We start from the raw sequence: 19,575 nt of genomic DNA, 5'->3' as shown, positions 1-19,575 counted from the left end.
TAAGACCAGCACCCCGTCAGGTGCTGGCAAGATCAACCTTTTTAGGAGTTTACGTATGAACAAGCATAAGGCGAAGCTGGAAGGCCTCAAGCGTCGTCAGCGTCGTGTTCGCGGCAAGGTCTCGGGTACCTCCGAGCGTCCGCGTCTTCGCGTGACCCGTACTAACGCCAACATCTATGCCCAGATCATCGACGACAGCAAGGGCTCCAGCCTGACGCTCGTCTCTGCCTCGACCCTCGAGGCCGAGTTCAAGGGCACCCACACCTCGAACAAGGAGGCTGCGGAGAAGGTCGGTCAGCTCGTTGGCAAGCGCGCCATCGAGGCCGGCATCACCAAGGTCGCCTTCGATCGCGGTGGCCGTATCTACCATGGCCGCGTCAAGGCCCTCGCCGACGGTGCTCGTGCCGCCGGTCTCGAGTTCTAGGAGGTATGTAGCACATGGCTCGTAATCAGAAGCAGCAGCGCGAGGCCTCCGAGTTCGAGGAGCGCGTCGTTTACATCAACCGCGTGTCGAAGACCGTCAAGGGTGGTCGTCGCATGAGCCTCGTCGCTCTCGTCGTCGTTGGCGACGGCAAGGGCAACGTCGGCGTTGGCATGGGCAAGTCCGCTGAGGTGCCCATGGCCATCTCCAAGGCATCTCTCGATGCCAAGAAGAACATGTTCCACGTGCCGGTGACCGAGCAGGGCACCATCCCGCACGAGGTTCTCGGCCACTTTGGTGCCGGCCGCATCATCATCAAGCCCGCTGTCGAGGGTACCGGCGTTATCGCCGGCGGCGCTGTGCGTCCCCTCTTTGAGCTTGCTGGCATCAAGAACGTCCTGTCCAAGTCCCTCGGTACCGACAACGGCCTCAACATCATCAAGGCTGCCGTCGAGGGCCTCAAGGAGCTCTCCAGCCCTGAGGACGTCGCGGCTCGCCGTGGCCTGACGGTCTCCGAGATGTTCGTCGGTAAGGAGAACTAAGCATGGCTGACACCATCAAGATCAAGCAGGTCCGCAGCACCAACGGTTGCAAGCAGGACCAGGTCCGTACTGTCCGTGCCCTCGGTCTCCACAGGATCCGCGAGGTTCGCGAGATTGCTGACAACGAGTCCGTCCGCGGCATGATCTTCAAGGTCAAGCACCTTGTCGAGATTGTAGAGGAGTAGCAAATGCAGCTTCACGATCTTACTCCCGCGCCCGGTTCCACCAAGAACCGCAAGCGCGTCGGCCGTGGCAATTCTTCGGGTCACGGCACCACTTCTGGCCGCGGTCAGAAGGGCCAGGGTTCCCGCTCTGGCGGCACCAAGGGTGCCGGCTTCGAGGGTGGCCAGACTCCGCTGGCCATGCGCCTGCCCAAGCTTCCGGGCTTCCGCAACCCCCGTCGTATCGAGTACACCGCTGTTAACGTTGAGCGTCTCGAGCGCAAGTTCGAGGACGGCGCTGTGATCGACGGTGCCGCTCTTAAGGCCGCTCGCATCACCAAGAGCGAGTTCGAGCCCGTCAAGGTGCTCGGCAATGGTGAGCTCACCAAGAAGTTCACGGTCAAGGTCGACAAGGTCAGCGCTTCTGCGCAGGCCAAGATCGAGGCCGCCGGCGGAAAGGTCGAGCTGCCGTGCTAAATGGTCTTAAGAATGCTTTCCGCATCAAAGAATTGCGCGAAAAGATTCTTTTTACCATAGCTATGCTCGTCGTGTACCGCATTGGTGCGCACGTTCCTGTGCCCGGCATTCCCTTCCAGGGGATGCTGGGCCTTTTCTCGACCGATAACAATTCGGTCGCCGCAGGTGCTATGGCCCTCCTGAATCTTTTCTCTGGCGGCGCGTTGAGCTATGTGTCGGTGTTTTCGCTGGGCATCATGCCTTACATCACCAGCTCGATCATCCTCCAGATGCTCCAGGCCGTCGTGCCTTCCCTGCATGAGCTTGCCCGCGAGGGCGAGGTCGGTCAGACCAAGATTACGCAGTATTCGCGTTACCTCACCCTGGCTCTGGCAATCCTCAACTCCGTGGGTTACCTCTTCCTCTTTAAGAGCTTCGGCATCAGCTTTAATGGCGCCGGCGCTCCCGAGATCATCTTCGACCTCATGATCGTCGGTACGCTCACCGCGGGCGCTATGCTGATCATGTGGATTGGTGAGCTCATCACCCAGCGCGGTATCGGCAATGGCATGTCGCTGATCATCTTCGCGAACATCATGGCCGGTCTGCCGCAGGCTATCTTCTCCAGCACCGAGGGCAACGCCGGTGGCATCATCACCATGGTGATCATCTGCGCCATCATCCTGCTGGTTATCCCGCTGATTGTTTTCCTTGAGCGCGGCCAGCGCCGCATCCCGGTCTCCTACGCTAAGCGCGTCGTGGGCCGTCGCATGATGGGTGGCCAGACCACCTACCTGCCCATCAAGGTCAACACCGCGGGTGTCGTGCCGATCATCTTCGCTTCGGCGCTGCTGTACTTCCCGGCTCAGATTGCCGTGTTCTTCCCCGGCATCGGCTGGATTCAGGCAGTTGCCTCCGCGCTTTCGACCGGTTGGCTTAACTGGGTGCTTAACGTTGTCCTCATTGTGTTCTTCGCGTACTTCTACACCTCCATGGTGTTCAACCCCGATGACACGGCCGATAACCTTAAGAAGCAGGGCGGCTTTATTCCGGGCGTCCGTCCGGGTAGGGCTACCGCGGCCTACATCAAGAACGCGCTCAACAAGATCACGCTTCCCAGCGCTGTCTTTTTGGCGCTCATCGCCATCGTGCCTTCGATCATCTTCTCCTTCACGGGTAACCATCTGATCCAGGCATTTGGCGGCACGTCCATCCTCATCATGGTCGGCGTCGTGCTCGACACGGTCGATAAGCTCGAAGGCCAGATCAAGATGTATGATTACGATGGATTCTTTAAATAGGCTAGAGGAGGATTGCTCATGAACCTCGTATTGCTCGGAGCTCCGGGTGCCGGTAAGGGCACCGTCGCACAGGAGCTCGTCGCCGAGTTTGGCGTCGCCCATATTTCCACGGGCGACCTGCTGCGTGCTGCCGTCAAGGGTGGCACCGAGCTTGGTATTCAGGCTAAGAAGTACATGGACGCTGGCGAGCTCGTTCCCGACCAGCTCGTGATCGACCTTGTCAAGGAGCGCCTTGCCGCCGATGACGCCCAGCAGGGCTTCATCCTCGACGGCTTCCCGCGCAACACCGCCCAGGCTGTGACGCTCGATTCCGAGCTTTCCGCCATGGGTCGCGAGATCGACTGTGCCCTTCTGGTCGATGTGGCCCCCGAGGTCATTATCGATCGTCTGTCTTCGCGTCGCACCTGCCGCGCCTGCGGTTACACCGGCACCGCTGCCGATGCCACCTGCCCCAAGTGTGGTGGCGAGATGTATCAGCGCGACGACGACAAGCCCGAGACCATCAAGAACCGTCTCGACGTCTACGAGAAGTCCACGAGCCCGCTCGTCGACTACTATCGTGGCCAGGGTCTGCTCAAGTCGGTCAACGGTGACCAGGCTCGCGAGACCGTGTACGGGGATGTCAAAGAGGCTCTCGGTCTATGATCAAGATTAAGTCTGCAACGCAAATCGAGCAGATGAAGAAGGCAGGAGCGCTATCTAAGATGGCGCTCCGCCACGTTGGAGCCATGGTGCGCCCCGGCGTTTCGACTTTTGAGCTCGATCAGCTCGCGGAGCAGATTATCCGCATGCATGGCGGCACCCCTGCCTTTAAGGGTTACGGCGGGTTCCCGGGGACCATTTGCGCATCGATCAACGATGCCGTGGTCCACGGTATTCCCAACCCTGACATGATCCTGCGCGATGGCGATATCATCTCCATCGATACGGGAGCCGTTGTCGACGGTTGGGTCGGCGATAACGCATGGACGTTTTTCGTCGGCACCCCCACGCCCGAAGCCAAGGCTTTGTGCGAGGTCACGCGCGATTGCCTTAAGGCTGCCATCGAGCAGGCTGTTCCCGGTAACCATATCGGGGACGTCGGTTATGCCGTTCAGTCCCTCGCCGAGTCTCACGGTTACGGCGTGCTTCGTGATTATGTTGGCCATGGCATTGGCCGCGTGATGCACGAGGACCCCAACGTTCCTAACTACGGAAAGAAGGGGAGGGGCGTTCGCCTCCAGGCCGGCATGGTCATTGCCATCGAGCCGATGGTTACGATGGGTTCCAACCATGTGAGCACGGGCTCCGACGGTTGGATTGTTACGACCAACGACCACCTGCCCGCCGCGCACTACGAGAACACCGTCGCCATTACCAATGACGGTCCGGTGATTCTGACCACGGATGCCCAAGGTGCTTGGTGTTCGCTCCAAGGCGGAGAAATGTAACAAGTTCCACTTGGTTGTGGAGCCATTACGAAGTTATTACGATGCGTGCATACGTGTTGTAGAATACTCAATCGCTGTCGTTTTCTAGAGAAAGATGATTGCTTGTGAAGAAGGAAGACGCAATTGAGCTCGAGGGTACGGTAAAGGAACCGTTGCCCAACGCCATGTTTAAGGTCGAGCTCGAGAACGGTCATTCGGTTCTGTGCAACATTTCTGGCAAGATCCGAATGAATTACATCCGTATTCTCCCCGGTGACAGGGTTGTCGTGGAGCTTTCCCCGTACGACCTGACCCGCGGCCGCATCACCTATCGCTACAAATAGCGGCACGCATACACGCACTCCATTTCCGACTGCAGGCTTAGCTCAACCTACGGTCGGATTGTGTGTGAAGACCAGCCATAGTTTTAAACGCCTGCGGCTGGGCGAGTAGATAGTAGGGAAGTAGTTTGAGCGCTACCGAAAGGAAGAACGATGAAGGTACGTCCTTCGGTCAAGAAGATGTGCGATAAGTGCAAAATCATTAGGCGCCATGGCAAGGTCCTCGTCATTTGCGAGAACCCCCGTCATAAGCAGCGTCAGGGTTAAGAGAGGAGACTACGTTGGCCCGTATTAATGGTGTCGACCTCCCGCGTGAGAAGCGCGTTGAGATCGGTCTGACCTACATTTACGGCATCGGCCGCACCACTGCGACGAAGATTTGCGTCGAGTGCAACGTTAACGTGGATACGCGCGTTAAGGACCTCACCGAGGATGAGGTTAACGCCATCCGCGATTATATCGACAAGAACCAGATCATGGTTGAGGGCGACCTCCGCCGTGAGCGCAACCAGAACGTCAAGCGCCTTATGGACATCGGCTGCAACCGCGGCCTTCGTCACCGCAAGGGCCTCCCGGTCCGCGGCCAGCGCACCCACACTAACGCTCGTACCCGCAAGGGCCCGAAGCGTCAGATCGGTGCTAAGAAGAAGAAATAAGGAGCGCTAGATAGATGGCTACTGCTAAGAAGAACGTTCGCGCTGCCCGTCTGAAGCGCGCGGACCGTAAGAACATTTCCGTGGGCCAGGCTCACATTCGTTCTACGTTCAACAACACGATCGTTTCGATCACCGATCCCCAGGGCAACGTCATTTCCTGGAAGTCGGCTGGCCAGGTGGGCTTCAAGGGCTCCCGTAAGTCCACGCCGTTCGCTGCCCAGATGGCTGCCGAGGCTGCTGCCAAGCAGGCCATGGAGCACGGTATGAAGAAGGTTTCCGTCTTCGTCAAGGGCCCCGGCTCCGGTCGTGAGACCGCCATCCGCTCCCTCCAGGCTGCTGGCCTCGAGGTCTCGAGCATCCAGGACAAGACCCCCATTCCGCACAACGGCTGCCGCCCCAAGAAGCGTCGCCGCGTGTAACTGAAAGGATCGTATCAATATGGCAATCGACAGGACTCCTGTTCTTAAGCGCTGCCGTCAGCTCGGGATCGATCCCGCTGAGCTCGGTTACAGCAGCAAGAAGGAATCTATCCGTCAGCCCAAGCGCCGTCGCAAGGAATCTGAGTACGGCATGCAGCTGCGCGAGAAGCAGAAGGTCAAGTTTATTTATGGCGTTCTGGAGAAGCAGTTCCACGGCTACTTCAACAAGGCCCGTAAGATGAACGGCGTCACCGGTGAGAACCTCATGATCATCCTTGAGTCTCGCCTCGACAACGTTGTCTTCCGTCTTGGCTTCGCCCGCACCCGCAAAGAGGCTCGTCAGTCCGTCCGTCACGGTCACTTCACCGTGAACGGCAAGCGCGTGGACATCCCGTCCTACCGCGTCAAGGCCGGCGACGTCGTCGCTGTCGGCGAGAAGTTCCGTGACCTCCTCCCCATCAAGGAGGCTCTGATTTCCTCCGAGCGCTTTGAGGTCCCTGGCTGGCTCGAGGTCGATATCGAGAAGCTGTCTGGTAACGTGCTCGCTCTGCCGACGCGTGAGCAGATCAGCGGTGATATCAACGAGCAGCTCATCGTCGAGCTCTACTCTAAGTAGTCCATCCGGGCTGCTGAGGCTGGAGGTAATACATGTCAGAATTCATTAGGCCTCAGGTTCAGGTCGAAGAGATCAACGAGACGTCTGCTCGTGTCTCCGTCGAGCCGCTCGAGCGTGGCTACGGCGATACGCTGGGTAACTCCCTTCGTCGCGTTCTTCTGTCCTCGCTCGAGGGTGCCGCCGTCGAGGCTATTCAGATCGATGGCGCGCAGCACGAGTTCATGACCATCCCTAACATGGTCGAGGATGTCACCGACATCGTCCTGAATGTCAAGGGTCTTGTCTTCAGGGCTCTCGGCACGACCGACGAGGCGACCGCCACCATTTCGGTTGACGGCCCCTGCGAGGTCACCGGTGCGGACTTCTTTATTCCGTCCGAGTTTGAGCTGGTCAACCCCGAGCAGCACATCGCTACGCTCACCGAGGGTGGCCATCTCACCATGAGCATGCGCATCGGCTATGGCCGCGGCTATGTTTCTGGCGAGGCCAACAAACGCGACAACGATCCCATCGGTGTGATCCACGTCGACTCGCTGTACTCGCCGGTTTCCCGTTGCGCCAAGCTCGTTGAGGCTTGCCGTGTCGGTCAGCACACCGACTACGACCGCCTTGTCCTCGAGATCGAGACCAACGGCTCCATCGCCCCGCGCGACGCCGTGGTCCAGGCTGCCAATATCATTAACCAGCATATGGCTGCCTTTATGAACCTTGCCGAGACCCCCGAGGTCGAGGAGGAGGCTTCGATCTTCGCTCCCGAGGTCACCAACGACAACGCTGAGCTGGACAAGCAGATCGAGGATCTGGACCTTTCCGTCCGTTCTTACAACTGCCTTAAGCGCGCCAGCATTCACTCGGTCCGTCAGCTCGTTGAGTTCTCGGAGAACGATCTGCTCAACATCCGTAACTTCGGTGTTAAGTCGATCGAGGAAGTGAAGGACAAGCTTGAGTCCATGGGCCTGAGCCTGAAGGCTTAATGCTTCGCATATTTGAGGAGAAACTAGACCATGCGTCATAACGTTAAGAAGGGCCTGAAGCTCGGCACCGATGCGAGCCACACCAAGGCCATGAAGAAGAGCCTTGCTAAGGCCCTCTTCGAGAACGACCGCATCAAGACCACCGAGACCCGCGCTAAGGCGCTGCGTTCGGTCGTCGATCCGATCATCACCTGGGCCAAGAAGGGCGACCTGCACTCTCGTCGTCTGGCTATCGCCAAGCTCGGCGATAAGCAGCTCGTTGCCGAGATCTTCGACAAGGCTGCTCAGGGCATGTGGCAGGACCGCAACGGCGGTTACACCCGCATCATGAAGCTCGGTAACCGCAAGGGCGACAACGCTCCCATCGTTATCATGGAGCTCGTCACCGAGCCTTGCACGCCTAAGGCTAAGAAGGCTGCTCCGGCCCCCAAGAAGGCCGCTGCTCCCAAGAAGGTCGAGGCTGCCGAGGAGGCTCCTGCTGAGGAGACCGCTGAGTAGACAATCCGTCTGCATAGGCTATATTCGAGGGGTACGTTCGCGTACCCCTCTTTTTTTGTCGCGATACCGTTGCTTGTTTGTTGGGAGCGCCCATGACTGCGCCGTCTGATTTCAATTCGATTTCCGAGCTTGACGCCACGCTCGTATTTCGCGTGGCCTATGATGGCTCGTCGTATAGCGGATTTGCCGAGCAGCCGGGACAGACGACGGTTGCGGGTGAGCTACGTCGAGCTATTGAGACGCTCCTGCGCCGTCCGATCGACCTGACGTGTGCGGGACGTACCGATGCCGGCGTGCATGCGGTGGCACAGTTTATCAGCGTGCCCGTAACGGACGCTGAGTTGGCTTTGACGCGCCGTAGGTGGCTGAGGGCTATGGATGCCCTCCTGCCCAAAGATATCGCCATAAACGAGGTCTACAAGGCCCGTAAAGGCTTTTCTGCACGCTTTGATGCGCGTTCCCGTACGTATACGTACCGTATTGCCGATCGCGACGCGCGCCCTGTGCTTTCGCGCGGTGCGGTGTGGTGGCATCGCTACCCATTGGATGTTGAGGCGATGTCTGCGGCCTGTCCCGCGCTGCTGGGCGAGCAGGACTTCAAGAGCTTTTGCAAGGTGGCGTCTGCCGTGGGCAAGCCCACGCACCGCTGCGTGATGCGTGCCGAGTTTGGCCATGAGGTTGCGTTTGGCGAGGACATCCTGACGTTTACCATCGAGGGCAATGCGTTTCTGCATTCGATGGTCCGCACGATCGTGGGCACGCTTGTCGAGATTGGCATGCATCGCCGTGAACCCGAGTGGATGCGCGAGGTCATCGATGCTTGCGACCGTACCGCTGCGGGCCCCACGGCTCCTGCCTGCGGCCTTACGTTTATGGGCGTGGATTACGATCCCGCCGAGCTTGTCGTGCTCGACTAGGGGAGGGCTCGGCGCGTCGTGCGTCGGCACCTGTCATCTGTGGGCTGCGCGTGTGCAACATCTGTTCTTGGCGTGCAATACAACCGGTGTCTCATTGCTTTTATTGCCGGGGTGTACCATGAACGACAGTTTGATTCACTGCTGTCGAGAGGACGGATAACTTGGTTCGACGTGGCTCGCATCCGCGACTTTCGGTGATCCTTGTGGTAGAAGGTTCGCCCAGCTATGCGATGCGTGCGCTCGAGAGTATCCAGAACCAAGACCTCTACGATTTGCAGATTGTCGTTGTCTGTCGCGATGCTGCGCCCGGTGTGCGCCATTCGCTTCAAGTTGCTGCCGACAGGGACATTCATATTGATTTGATTGACGTCGAGGACGCGAAGCGCGGCGCTTGTCTTCGTGCCGGTTTTGCTGCCTCGCGCGGCTCTCAAATCATCGCTATGAACGCCGATGAGTGGTTTGCTCCGCAGTCCCTTTCCAAGATGGTCAATATCGCGTGCGATACTACGGCAGACATAGTGCTCCCCACGGTGTCGCTCGACCGCTATGATGCACATCGAGAGCGCCATTCGCGCGTCTTGGATGCTGCTCATATTTCCATTGATAGCAAATCTTCGATGGTGGCCGGGCTGCCTCAGTTGATTTTAGGCGGCCTAGTCGTTCAGACCTCTGGTGTGATGTACAGCCGCTCGCTGTTTGAAGCATGCCTTTTGTGCGACAAGGTGTTTCGCACAGTTGGGTTTATGGCATGCGCGCTTTCGCAGACACGATGCGTGTCCGGCTGCGGCGATGCTTGTTTCCACACGGCGGCACCTAAACTTACAGATGCCTTTGATCCCACCATGTATGCCAAGGTATCCGATGACACTCGAGCGCTCGACGAGCTTGCGGACTCACTCTCGGAAGCAGACAGCGGTGGTCGGCTCAAGCTGGCAAGCCAAAAGTTCTACTTTGCCGGACTGGTCGCCTGCATCGAGAATTTGTGTCTGAGCCCGCATGGGGTCTCGTCAATCGAGCGTTCCGCCCGCATGCGTGATATGCTCGATGCGCCTCGAACCCGTCAGATGGTCGCCGCGCTCAAGGATAACCATCGGGGGCTCGGTCTGTTGTTTGGGCCGATCGCCAGCGCCAAGCCCGCGCGCTGCGTGATGTGTACGCATCTGGCAGCTTTTCTTAACCGGACGGGCGCAAAAACCGCCTAAACGGCTCATTTCGAAATAAACTTGCATAGAATTGTTTCGAAATGCGTTCTTATACACAAAAGCCTTCAAATAGCGTTAAACTATTCAATCACTGATTGATTGTCTCCGCCATCTTTTGGAGAGAGGGTTTGTATGGCTAAAAAACGCAATGGGCGCCAGGATGCCATTAGAGATATTGTGCGCAATAAGGACGTCCGCACGCAGCGCGTGCTGGTCGATGAGCTCCGCGCTATGGGCTTTGATTGCACGCAGGCGACTGTCTCTCGCGATATTGCCGATATGGGGCTGCGTAAGCTCCCTGAGGGCATCTATGTTCTGGCAGAGGACCTGCACCTGCAGCGTATGGTTTCCGAGCTCGTAACGGGCGTTCTGCGCACCGATAATCTGGTTATGATCAAGGCTCAGCCTGGCACGGCTTCCGGCATCGCCGCCGCTGTTGATGCGGCAGAGTTGCCCGATGTGCTTGGCTCGCTTGCCGGCAACGATACGATTTTGGTTATTGCCCAGACGGCCGAGGACGGCGAGCGTCTTGAGGCGCTGATCAATAAGCTGAGCAATTCTCGCAAGTAGGCGTGCAAGTCGTGCGCTCGGCACTGTGTGCGTGACATAGTGGCTTGTAAGGGGGTATCGACGTTGGTCGGTACCCCCTTTTGTTTGCCGGTATAAAGACCGCCCGCCTGGTCGTTTCAAACTAAAAGGCCCCCGAGCAGTTCAATAAGCTGCTCGGGGGCCTTGTTGCTTATGGCCGGATGATTTCTAGCCGACCGTATCGTCGGGCGTGGGCGAGGGGTCGGGAGTGGGCGTGGGCGTAGGCGTGCCGCCATCGCCGCCGGTCGAACCACCAGTGGATCCGCCCGTCGAGCCACCGGTCGTACCGGTGCCGCCGGTGGTGTCGCCGCCCGTGGTCTCGGTGGTCGTGGTCGTCGTGGTAGTCGTTGTGGTAGTGGTTTCCTCTTCGTCCTCGTTCTCGTCCTTGTCGTCGTTCTCCGTCTTCTTGGTGTTGTTGGTGCCGTAGAACTTCCAGACGCTGTTGTTCTTGTAGGTGGGAGCCGTTCCGGTCGCAAACTCCTCGCGCTCGGTACCGGTCAGAACGGTGTTCATAAACCGCTTAAAGACAGGCAGGTTGGTGCTGTCGCCCAGCAGGTCCGTGCCGTATTTTTGGATGGGGATCTCGCCCGCGGAATAGCCGGTCCACAGGGCGCACGCCAGCTGCGGGGTATAGCCGCAGAACCACAGGTTGGTGGTGTTGTCGGTGGTGCCCGTCTTGCCGGCATAGGGCTGGTTGACGCTCAGGGCACCGGCAGCACCCGTACCGCCGCCCTGCATGACGCCGGACAGAACATCGGTGACCGCTGCGGCCTCGCCCTCGGTAAGCACCTGTGAGGGATTGTCGGTGTGCTGGTACAGCACCGAACCGGTACGAGAGTCAATCTCGGTGATGGCGATCGGCTGGCGATAGTAGCCGCCGTTGGCAAACGTCGCGTAGGCGGCGGCCATCTCGAGCGGCGAGATCGAGCCGGTGCCGAGGGTCATGACGGGAACGTCCTCGATGTTGTCCTTGGCGGGATCGATGCCGAGCTTTTTGACGAGTGAGATGATCTTGCTGTTGCCGACGGCTTCCGCCACCTGGATGTAGCCGGTGTTGGAGGAGTATGCCGTTGCCTGCTTAAGCGTGATGTTGCCATAGCTATGGTTGGCGTAGTTTTGGACCTCGGTCGTGGTGCCCTTGGCCTTGAGCGGCGAGTTGCAGTTGAGGGTGACGTTGGGGTTCATGCCGTTTTGGATGGCAGTTGCCAGCGTAAAGGCCTTAAAGGTGGAGCCGACGGGACGCTTGGCCGTGGCATGGTTTACGTGGTTCTCGTCGGCGTTGTAGTCGTAGCCGCCCACCATGCACTTGATGTAGCCGGTCTTGGGGTCGACGACGACCATGCCCATGTCCAGGCCGTCGAGTGAGAGCGTGTCGAGCTGCTGGCGGACGGCATTCTCTGCCACCTGCTGCATCGTGGGGTCGATGGTGGTCTTGACGGTCAGACCGCCCTTAAAGAGCACGTCGGTCGAGAACTCCTGCTCCAGCAGCTGCTTAACATAGGCGACAAAGTAGGGCTGCGAGTATACGTCGACGCCGCTGCCCGAAATCTCGGTCACGTTGAGGGTGATGGGCTCGGCCTGTGCGGCATCGTGTTCCTCCTGCGTGATGTGGCCCAGGCGCAGCATGTTGTCGAGGACCTTGTTGCGACGGGACAGCGCTAGGTCGGGGTTGACCGTGGGGTCGTACTGCGAGGGCGAGTTGGGAAGGCCGATGAGCAGCGCGGCCTCGCTGAGGGTGAGATCGGCGGCGCTCTTGGACAGATAGGTCTCGGCTGCGGCCTCGATGCCGTAGGCGCCGTGGCCGTAATAGATGGTGTTGAGGTACATCATGAGGATCTCGTCTTTGGAGTACATGTCCTCCATCTTGACGGCGATGTAGGCCTCGCGCACCTTACGCTCGATGGTCGAGTCGAACTGCTCCTCCTGCAGGATGGTGTTGCGCACCAGCTGCTGGGTGATAGTCGAGGCGCCTTCGTGCCCGCCGCCGAGGGTTGCCACCGCAGCACGCGCGATACCCCACAGGTCGATACCGCCGTGCTCATAGAAGCGCTCGTCCTCGACGTCAACGGTGCCCTGCAGCACGTAGGGGGAGACCTCGTCCTTGGTGATGGACTTGCGGTTTTGCGTGTAGAAGCTCGCGATCTTGTTGCCGTTGCAGTCGACGATCTCGGTGGGCTCGCTCACCAGATACGCGTTGGCGTCGGTGTAGTCGGGCAGATCGGACAGCCAGCGGTTGACGTTGCCGACCATGCCGATGCCAAACGCCACGCCCGCAATCAGCAGAAAGCCCAAAAACGAGAGCAGGATTATGGGCAGAGCATGCGTCTTTGAACGGCTGCGTCCCTGTCGTTGGCGAGGACCCATATATTGACCTCCAGGTATGTCGTGCCGGACGGCGGATGTGCCGTCGGGGCAGGATGGACATAAGTTATTACACGATAAACCAAACGGGGCGCGCGAGGCCTCGTGTATGCTGGAAGACGGCATTTTTCAGAGTGAATGCATACCTTGGTAAGGAGTTTGCCGATGGCGATTCGGGCGATGGGGCCGAGCGGACAATACGAGACTGGATTGGATGCTGCCGGTGTGGCGCTGCCCGAGCTGCTGGCGCCGGCGGGCGGGCTCGACCAGATGCTTGCGGCCATCGCCGCGGGTGCCGATGCCATCTATGCGGGGTTGGGCGGCTTTAACGCCCGCGTGAGCGCCCATGGCTTTACGGATGACGAGTTTGCGCGCGGCTGCGCCGTGGCGCATGCCCATGGCGTGCGTGTGTACGTAACGCTCAACGTGTTCGTGTTTGACGATGAGCTGTCCGATGCGGTGGCGTTGGGAGCTCATGCACTGGAGCTGGGCGCCGATGCTCTGATTGTCGCCGATGCCGGGCTGGCCTGCGCGCTGCGCACGGCGATTCCCGGGGTCGAGATTCACCTGTCCACGCAGGCGGGCGTCCATAGCGAAGGCGCCGTGCGCCTGGCTGCCGACGAGCTCGGGGTCGAGCGCGTGACGACCGCCCGCGAGCTGGCGGTCGACGAGATTGCCGCCCTGTGTGCTACCGGCGTGCCTATCGAGGTGTTCTGCCATGGCGCGATTTGCATTGGATATTCGGGCGCCTGCGAGTTTTCGGCCCTGCGGCGTGGACGATCGGCGATGCGCGGCGACTGTACGCAGCCGTGCCGCCTGGCGTACGACCTGGTGGACGAGGCGGGGGAGAGCGTCGTTTCCGTGGAGGGCGATCGTCTGCTGTGCCCGCGCGACTATCTGGGCATTGCGCACCTGCCCGAGCTTGTTGGGGCCGGGGTGGCGTCGCTCAAGATCGAGGGGCGCATGAAAAACCCCGACTACGTGTTCAACGTGGTGCGGGTGTGGCGTCGTGCACTCGATATGCTGCGCGATGGCGCGTGGGGTGCCGCTGCCGTGTCGGTGCTCGAGCGCGAGCTGGGCAGGTCGTTCAACCGCGGGTTTACCGACGCGTATCTGCGGGGGCGATCGGGTGCTGAGCTCATGAGCTTTGAGCGTGCGATCAACCAGGGCGTGCGCGTGGGGCGCCTGGTGGCCGTGGGCCACGAGGAAGTGACCGTCGAGCTCGATGCCGCCGTGGCCGCGGGCGACACGCTCGAGATCCGGTTCTATCCGGGTGCCGATGCACGCCCCGATGTGCCCAAGCGCTGGCCCCAGGTACCCTGCCCGGTGGATGCGGCGGCGGGGGAGCGCGTTGTCGTGCACTGCAAGCGCAAGGTCGATGCGGGATGCGAGGTGTACCTGATTCGCAGCGCCGGCATGTTGGAGCAGACGGCTACGGCGCTAAAGCGCATGCGGGTCGAGGCGGACGCGGTCGTACCCGTTGCACGAGCCGTTGAGATACTGCCCTTTGAGGGCGCCGTGACTGTTGACGACGTGCCCGAGGCGGCGTTGGCGGAGCCGACGGAAAAGGGGGCTTCCGCTCGCATGGTCTTTGCCTGGCAGCTGATGGATGCCGACCCGTGTGGCGAGCGCGATCTGTCCGATGCGACCGTGGTGCTCGACGAGGTCTGTCGCGCAGCCGATGCCCCGCGTACCCGCTCGCTTATGCGACGTGCCGGGCGCGTCGTCTGCCGTAATTTGGGACAGGTGGCGATGGCGCGTGAGCTGGGCGTGGCGTTTGACGTTGCGGCACCGGTGTTTTGCGCGAACCGGGTTACGCTTGCCTGGCTACGCAGGCTCGGCGCTGGCCGTGTGTATTTGCCTGCCGAGCTTGTCGCTGACGACGCGGAGCGCGTTGCCGAGCTTGCCGCTTGCCCCGGTGTCTTGGGGGCTGTCGACGCCGACCGTCCCGAGCTTATGGTGTGCGAGCACTGCTTGCTGACTTCCGAGGGCGCCTGCGCCACGGATGTGACGGGGCAGGTCCGTTGCCGTGACTGCTCGCGCCGTCAGCAGGCGCGCTTTTTGGTCGAACGTGACGGCACGCGTTTGCCGGTCGTTGTCGACGCATGCGGCAGGACGAGGATTTTCCTGTCGTAGGTGTTCGGTCGCGCCGTTTTGGTTATTATTAGTGGGTTTATGAACTTCGAGCACCGCCGTATCCGGTGAGGGTGCTATAGCAAAAGGAGGATACCCAATGCTGTCTGTCGACGAGCAAATGCGTATCATCACCTCGGGCGCAGCGCAGATCGTCCCCGAGGCCGACCTTCGCAAGAAGCTTGAGAAGGGCGAGCCCCTCAACATCAAGCTCGGCGTCGATCCCACCAGCCCCGACCTGCACCTGGGCCATGCCGTGCCCCTGCGCAAGATGCGTCAGTTCCAGGACCTGGGCCACAAGGTCACCCTCATCATCGGTAACGGCACCGCACTGATCGGCGATCCTTCGGGCAAGAACTCCACCCGTCCGCAGCTTTCGCAGGAGCAGATCGAGGCCAACGCCGAGACCTACGTGAGCCAGGCCATGAAGATCCTGGATCCCGAGAAGACCACCATCGTGCACAACGGCGACTGGATCCTGTCGATGGATCTGGCCGGCCTGCTGCAGGTGTGCTCCAAGTTCACCGTCGCCCGCATCCTCGAGCGCGATGACTTTACCAAGCGCTACCAGTCCCAGACGCCGATCGCCCTGCACGAGTTCCTGTACCCCGTGATGCAGGCCTTCGACTCCGTTCAGATCAAGGCCGACGTGGAGATGGGCGGCACCGACCAGCTCTTCAACCTGCTCGCCGGTCGCGAGCTCATGGAGAAGATGGGCATGGAGCCGCAGATCGCGCTTACCATGCCGCTGCTCGAGGGCACCGATGGCGTGCGCAAGATGTCCAAGTCCTACGGCAACTACATCGGCCTGACCGATGCTCCCAAGGATATGTTCGGCAAGACCATGTCCATCCCCGACGAGATGATCGGCAAGTACTATCGTCTGGCCAGCTCGCTCACCCCGGCCGAGGTCGACAAGATCGACGCCGCCCTGGCCGATGGTTCCGCCGATCCCTATGAGCTCAAGCGCGCACTGGGCCGCGACCTGTGCGACACCTATCACGGCGCCGGTGCCGGTGACGAGGCTCAGGCCGAGTTCGACCGCGTGTTCAAGGAGGGCCAGCTTGCCGACTTCCCCGAGAAGCACGTTGAGCTGACCGTCAACGACGAGGGCCAGATCTACCTCGCAGGTCTGCTTAAGGACCTGGGCCTTTCGGCGAGCGCCGGCCAGGCCCGTCGCGACATCGACGGCGGCGGCGTCAAGATCAACGGCAAGGCCGTGGCTCCCAAGAGCTACAACATCGACCCGAGCGCCCTCAAGCTGGGCGACACCCTCTCCGTAGGCAAGCGCAAGGGCTTTAAATTGGTCTAGCAAGTAGGTCAACCTAACATGTGCAATAGGGCCGCAGCCGGGGTTCCCGACTGCGGCCTTTTGAGTTGCGGTGAAATAGTTCCTAAAAATGCCATACGGGCGCCCAGGCAGGAACTATTCCACCGCAACTTTTTTCTCCGTCCCCAAGGGATCATTTGGCGGTGCCGTTAAGCGGAGATGTGTGCCGCCGCTCCTTCTTTTGGGCATACAATTGCTATTGGCTTGCTGCGGTGAAGGCTCGTCCGCTCCGCAGTTATTTCTACAGTTAAAGGAGTATGTATGTCCGTTGAGGTCATGAGGTCTGTGATCGATGCAGCCGAGGGTCGCGTGCCCGTCGACACGCTGTTTACCAATGCACAGATTGTCGACGTATATGGCCAGCGCGTGGCGCCCGGTAGCGTTGCCGTCAAGGATGGCGTAATCGTCGGCGTGCTCTACGACGATCGCGACGATGCCGCCGGTACCTACGAGGCTGCCGAGGTTATCGACTGCCAGGGTCGCTATCTCGCCCCCGGTTTTATCGACGGACATCTGCACATTGAGTCCTCGAACATCCGTCCCGCCGAGTATGCGCGCATGGCGGCGACGCGCGGTACCACCACTGCCATTGCCGACAGCCACGAGATCGCCAACGTAGCGGGGCTCGACGGCCTGCGCTTTATGATCGAGGACGGTCGCCGCGCGCCCATTTCCATCAAATACATGATGCCCTCGTGCGTGCCCGCGCTGCCCGATGAGCAAGCGGGCGCTGTGATTACCGCCGCTGACATGCAGGCGTTTTTTGCTGAGCATCCGGGCGACGTCTTTGGTCTGGGCGAGATGATGAACCTGCCGGGTGTCTTTATGGCCGATCCCGAGACCTGTGCCCGCATCGACGCTGCCAACCAGACGCCGTCCAAGCAGGTCGACGGTCATGCACCGCTCGTTGCCGGCAAGGACCTCAACGCTTATGCCGCGGCGGGTATTATCGCCGACCACGAGTCGACGATTCCCGAGGAGGCGCTCGATAAACTGTCCCGCGGCATGTATGTGATGCTGCGTGAGGGTACGTGTAGCCACGACCTGGCCAACTTGTCGCCGATGCTGCTGGAGAACCCCGCCCGCGCCCGTCGTTGCTGCTTTGCGACCGACGACCGCGCTCCCTCAGATGCGCTTTCGACCGGTATGATCGACAATGCCTGCCGCGTGGCTATCGAGGCCGGTATTGACCCCGTGGTTGCCATCTCTATGGCGTCCCTGTCCACGGCCGAGGCGTTTGGCCTAGACCACGGTTGCCGCGACCCGCACGAACTGCGTGGCGCCATCGCCCCGGGCAAGCGTGCCGACCTGCTGGTACTCAACGACCTGACGTTTGCCAAGGCTCCGCATCGCGTGTATGCAGCCGGCGCGCTCGTGGCACAGGACGGCACCTTTGTGGGCGAGATCGCACCCGAGATGGCCGAGGTCGCAGCGCTTGCCGATGAGCTGCGCGCTTCCGTTAAGTTGCCGAAGCTATCGCTCGACGTGTTCGACTATGCCTTTAAGCCGGGCGAGGCCGTGATCGACGTGGTGCCGGGCAAGGCCATCACGGGCATGGTTCGTCCCGAGAATGCCGAGGGTCTGCGCCGCATTATGCTGATCGAGCGTCACGGCCGCGGCGTGTCGCTGCAAGCCGAGGGCGCCGACGGTGATGGTCCTGCGGGCCTGGGTCTTGTTGGCAAGCACATTGGTCGCGGCTGGGTGCGCGGCTTTACCATCACGGGCGGTGCCATCGCCTCGACGATCGGCCACGACTCGCACAACGTGTGCGTGGTGGGCGACAACGCGGCCGATATGATGGCTGCCGTCGAGGCTGTTGGCCAGGGCGGCCACGTGCTGGTGCGCAACGGCGAGGTCGTGGCGCGTATTCCGCTGGCGCTTGGTGGTCTGATGAGCGAAGGCACGGCTGAGGACGTCGCCGCGCAGCACGACGACTTTATGGTCAAGGCGCGCGCCATGGGCATCGAGCCGCCGCTCGACCCCATCATGGGCATCATCTTCCTGCCCCTGCCGGTGATTCCGACGCTCCGCATCCGCCCCGAGGGCATGTTCGACGTCACCACCTTCACCTACGCCGACTAGCCATTGGGGACGTTCTTAAACGACTAGTCATCGGGGACGTTCTTAAACAACTAGTCGTTGGGGACACTCTTTGGCGTGTTGCTTGGCGCTGCGACCGTGGGGCTTCTGGTGAGCGTGAGCTATTTGCTAGGTCCTTGTAACGTTGGCGCCCGCGGAGTCTTATCTGAGCTCCCTTTGGGTACGTTGGAATCGGATACACGTTCGATTCCAACAAGCCCGAAGGGAGCTTTTCTATGTTTAAACTGATTGCATCCGATATGGACGGCACGTTGCTTGACGAAAACGGCCAGGTGCCTCCCGAGACCTACGAACTGATTTTGGCGCTACGCGAGCATGGCGTGCATTTTGCCGCATCGTCAGGTCGCCGCTACGATCGTCTGTGCGAGTTCTTTGCGCCCGTTCGCGACAAGATGGACTTTGTCGCAGCTAACGGTGCCCAGGTCTACGCCGACGGCAAAATGGTAGACCGCGAGGTGTATTCGCACCTGGCGATTCGAAAGCTCGCCCAGGCCGTCGCGACGTTTCCCAATCTGCATCTTGCGCTCTTCGACCGAACCAAGTCCTTTTTGCTCGATGACGAGTGCAAGTTCGTGCGCGAGGTCGATAAGGACCTTCCCAATGCCGAGCGCATTTGGGAGCTGCCCGATCCCAGCGTAAATATCATCAAAGCGAGTATCTTTTGCGACGACGGTGCCGTTATGGACAGTGCGTACGTGCTGCAGCGCGAACTCGGTCAGCTCTTTACTTTTGCGCCTTCGGGCAACGCGTGGATCGATGCCATGCAGCCCGGTGTGTCGAAGGCCTCGGGTATTGCACAGCTCGCGGAGCATTATGGCATTGGGCGCGACGAGGTCATGGCGTTTGGCGACTCGATGAACGACTACGAGATCATTCGCTTTGTCGGCACGGGCTGCGCGATGGAAAACGCGCGCCCCGCGCTCAAGGCGGTGGCCAATCGCGTGGTGGGTCGTAACCGCGACCACGCTGTCCAGCAAGAACTCCGCCGTGTTCTGGAGAGCCTCGCCTAATCCGGCAGTTGGGGACGTTCCTTTTCTGCCGGCAGGCGGGGACGGTCCTTGCGGCTTTTTCGCGAAGAGTGTCCCCAACGACTACTGTGACCGGGGTAGCTAATTTGGGACGGGGCTATTTTAGCTACCCGCTTGTTGGG

General features: G+C 60.4%; 22 protein-coding genes. 21 read left to right on the top strand and 1 reads right to left on the bottom strand.

Features of this window, described 5'->3' with window-relative positions; genetic code table 11:
• Window positions 1-55: 55 nt before the first annotated feature.
• The 17 genes from rplR (at window position 56) to I4W09_RS07590 (ending at window position 10,483) form a co-directional block, all read left to right on the top strand.
• Window positions 56-424: a 50S ribosomal protein L18 gene (rplR, locus tag I4W09_RS07670; RefSeq protein WP_006235264.1), complete on the top strand. Its 369-nt coding sequence runs from the start codon at window positions 56-58 to the stop codon at window positions 422-424.
• A 14-nt stretch (window positions 425-438) separates the two neighbouring features.
• A complete protein-coding gene (gene rpsE, locus I4W09_RS07665; RefSeq protein WP_006235265.1) occupies window positions 439-963 on the top strand; it encodes a 30S ribosomal protein S5 in 525 nt (174 codons plus the stop codon).
• 2 nt (window positions 964-965) lie between these two features.
• Window positions 966-1,148 (top strand): 50S ribosomal protein L30, encoded by a 183-nt coding sequence (gene rpmD, locus I4W09_RS07660; protein ID WP_006235266.1) that lies wholly within the window; start codon window positions 966-968, stop codon window positions 1,146-1,148.
• Between the two features lie 3 nt (window positions 1,149-1,151).
• Window positions 1,152-1,601 carry a 50S ribosomal protein L15 gene (gene rplO, locus I4W09_RS07655; RefSeq protein ID WP_006235267.1) on the top strand — a complete coding sequence of 150 codons (450 nt, stop codon included), beginning with the start codon at window positions 1,152-1,154 and terminating at the stop codon, window positions 1,599-1,601.
• Window positions 1,595-2,881, top strand: coding sequence for a preprotein translocase subunit SecY (gene secY, locus I4W09_RS07650; protein WP_035137447.1), 1,287 nt, complete (start codon window positions 1,595-1,597; stop codon window positions 2,879-2,881). The genes rplO and secY overlap by 7 nt, the downstream gene beginning before the upstream one ends.
• A gap of 18 nt (window positions 2,882-2,899) precedes the next feature.
• A complete protein-coding gene (locus tag I4W09_RS07645; RefSeq protein WP_006235269.1) occupies window positions 2,900-3,526 on the top strand; it encodes an adenylate kinase in 627 nt (208 codons plus the stop codon).
• The gene (map, locus tag I4W09_RS07640; RefSeq protein ID WP_006235270.1) at window positions 3,523-4,311 is read left to right on the top strand and encodes a type I methionyl aminopeptidase; all 789 of its coding nucleotides are present in this window, start codon (window positions 3,523-3,525) and stop codon (window positions 4,309-4,311) included. Before I4W09_RS07645 ends, map begins: the two co-directional genes overlap by 4 nt.
• A gap of 104 nt (window positions 4,312-4,415) precedes the next feature.
• Window positions 4,416-4,634, top strand: a complete 219-nt coding sequence (gene infA / locus I4W09_RS07635) for a translation initiation factor IF-1 (protein ID WP_035137443.1) — start codon at window positions 4,416-4,418, stop codon at window positions 4,632-4,634.
• A 150-nt stretch (window positions 4,635-4,784) separates the two neighbouring features.
• Complete coding sequence (gene rpmJ / locus I4W09_RS07630; protein WP_006363204.1) at window positions 4,785-4,898, top strand: 50S ribosomal protein L36; 114 nt, start codon at window positions 4,785-4,787, stop codon at window positions 4,896-4,898.
• Window positions 4,899-4,912: 14 nt separating this feature from the next.
• Complete coding sequence (rpsM, locus tag I4W09_RS07625) at window positions 4,913-5,287, top strand: 30S ribosomal protein S13 (protein ID WP_022094275.1); 375 nt, start codon at window positions 4,913-4,915, stop codon at window positions 5,285-5,287.
• A 14-nt stretch (window positions 5,288-5,301) separates the two neighbouring features.
• Complete coding sequence (gene rpsK, locus I4W09_RS07620; RefSeq protein ID WP_006235274.1) at window positions 5,302-5,706, top strand: 30S ribosomal protein S11; 405 nt, start codon at window positions 5,302-5,304, stop codon at window positions 5,704-5,706.
• A 19-nt stretch (window positions 5,707-5,725) separates the two neighbouring features.
• On the top strand, window positions 5,726-6,322 hold the full coding sequence (gene rpsD / locus I4W09_RS07615) for a 30S ribosomal protein S4 (protein WP_006235275.1): 597 nt from the start codon (window positions 5,726-5,728) through the stop codon (window positions 6,320-6,322).
• Window positions 6,323-6,354: 32 nt separating this feature from the next.
• A complete protein-coding gene (locus tag I4W09_RS07610; RefSeq protein WP_006235276.1) occupies window positions 6,355-7,296 on the top strand; it encodes a DNA-directed RNA polymerase subunit alpha in 942 nt (313 codons plus the stop codon).
• A 30-nt stretch (window positions 7,297-7,326) separates the two neighbouring features.
• Window positions 7,327-7,794 (top strand): 50S ribosomal protein L17, encoded by a 468-nt coding sequence (gene rplQ / locus I4W09_RS07605; RefSeq protein WP_055287451.1) that lies wholly within the window; start codon window positions 7,327-7,329, stop codon window positions 7,792-7,794.
• Window positions 7,795-7,886: 92 nt separating this feature from the next.
• Window positions 7,887-8,711: a tRNA pseudouridine(38-40) synthase TruA gene (gene truA, locus I4W09_RS07600; protein WP_195620968.1), complete on the top strand. Its 825-nt coding sequence runs from the start codon at window positions 7,887-7,889 to the stop codon at window positions 8,709-8,711.
• Between the two features lie 203 nt (window positions 8,712-8,914).
• Window positions 8,915-9,913, top strand: a complete 999-nt coding sequence (locus I4W09_RS07595) for a glycosyltransferase family 2 protein (RefSeq protein WP_195239306.1) — start codon at window positions 8,915-8,917, stop codon at window positions 9,911-9,913.
• A 132-nt stretch (window positions 9,914-10,045) separates the two neighbouring features.
• Complete coding sequence (locus I4W09_RS07590; RefSeq protein WP_006235280.1) at window positions 10,046-10,483, top strand: arginine repressor; 438 nt, start codon at window positions 10,046-10,048, stop codon at window positions 10,481-10,483.
• Window positions 10,484-10,669: 186 nt separating this feature from the next.
• Here the strand turns inward: I4W09_RS07590 and I4W09_RS07585 are convergent, their stop codons facing one another.
• Complete coding sequence (locus I4W09_RS07585) at window positions 10,670-12,865, bottom strand: transglycosylase domain-containing protein (protein ID WP_196033339.1); 2,196 nt, start codon at window positions 12,863-12,865, stop codon at window positions 10,670-10,672.
• 162 nt (window positions 12,866-13,027) lie between these two features.
• Here I4W09_RS07585 and I4W09_RS07580 point away from each other — a divergent pair, with 162 nt between their 5' ends.
• From I4W09_RS07580 to I4W09_RS07565, 4 genes are all read left to right on the top strand, one after another.
• A complete protein-coding gene (locus tag I4W09_RS07580) occupies window positions 13,028-14,998 on the top strand; it encodes a U32 family peptidase (RefSeq protein WP_196033336.1) in 1,971 nt (656 codons plus the stop codon).
• Between the two features lie 97 nt (window positions 14,999-15,095).
• Window positions 15,096-16,307, top strand: coding sequence for a tyrosine--tRNA ligase (gene tyrS, locus I4W09_RS07575; protein WP_196033333.1), 1,212 nt, complete (start codon window positions 15,096-15,098; stop codon window positions 16,305-16,307).
• Window positions 16,308-16,586: 279 nt separating this feature from the next.
• Window positions 16,587-18,407: an adenine deaminase gene (locus tag I4W09_RS07570; protein ID WP_196033330.1), complete on the top strand. Its 1,821-nt coding sequence runs from the start codon at window positions 16,587-16,589 to the stop codon at window positions 18,405-18,407.
• 233 nt (window positions 18,408-18,640) lie between these two features.
• Window positions 18,641-19,435 (top strand): Cof-type HAD-IIB family hydrolase, encoded by a 795-nt coding sequence (locus tag I4W09_RS07565; RefSeq protein WP_196033327.1) that lies wholly within the window; start codon window positions 18,641-18,643, stop codon window positions 19,433-19,435.
• The last annotated feature ends 140 nt before the right edge of the window (window positions 19,436-19,575 follow it).

It is taken from the genome of Collinsella aerofaciens (assembly GCF_015670795.1).
Taxonomy (GTDB): Bacteria; Actinomycetota; Coriobacteriia; order Coriobacteriales; family Coriobacteriaceae; genus Collinsella; species Collinsella aerofaciens_Q.
Note: the sequence above shows the minus strand (reverse complement) of the source record. Positions and strands in the feature narration are given on the sequence as shown.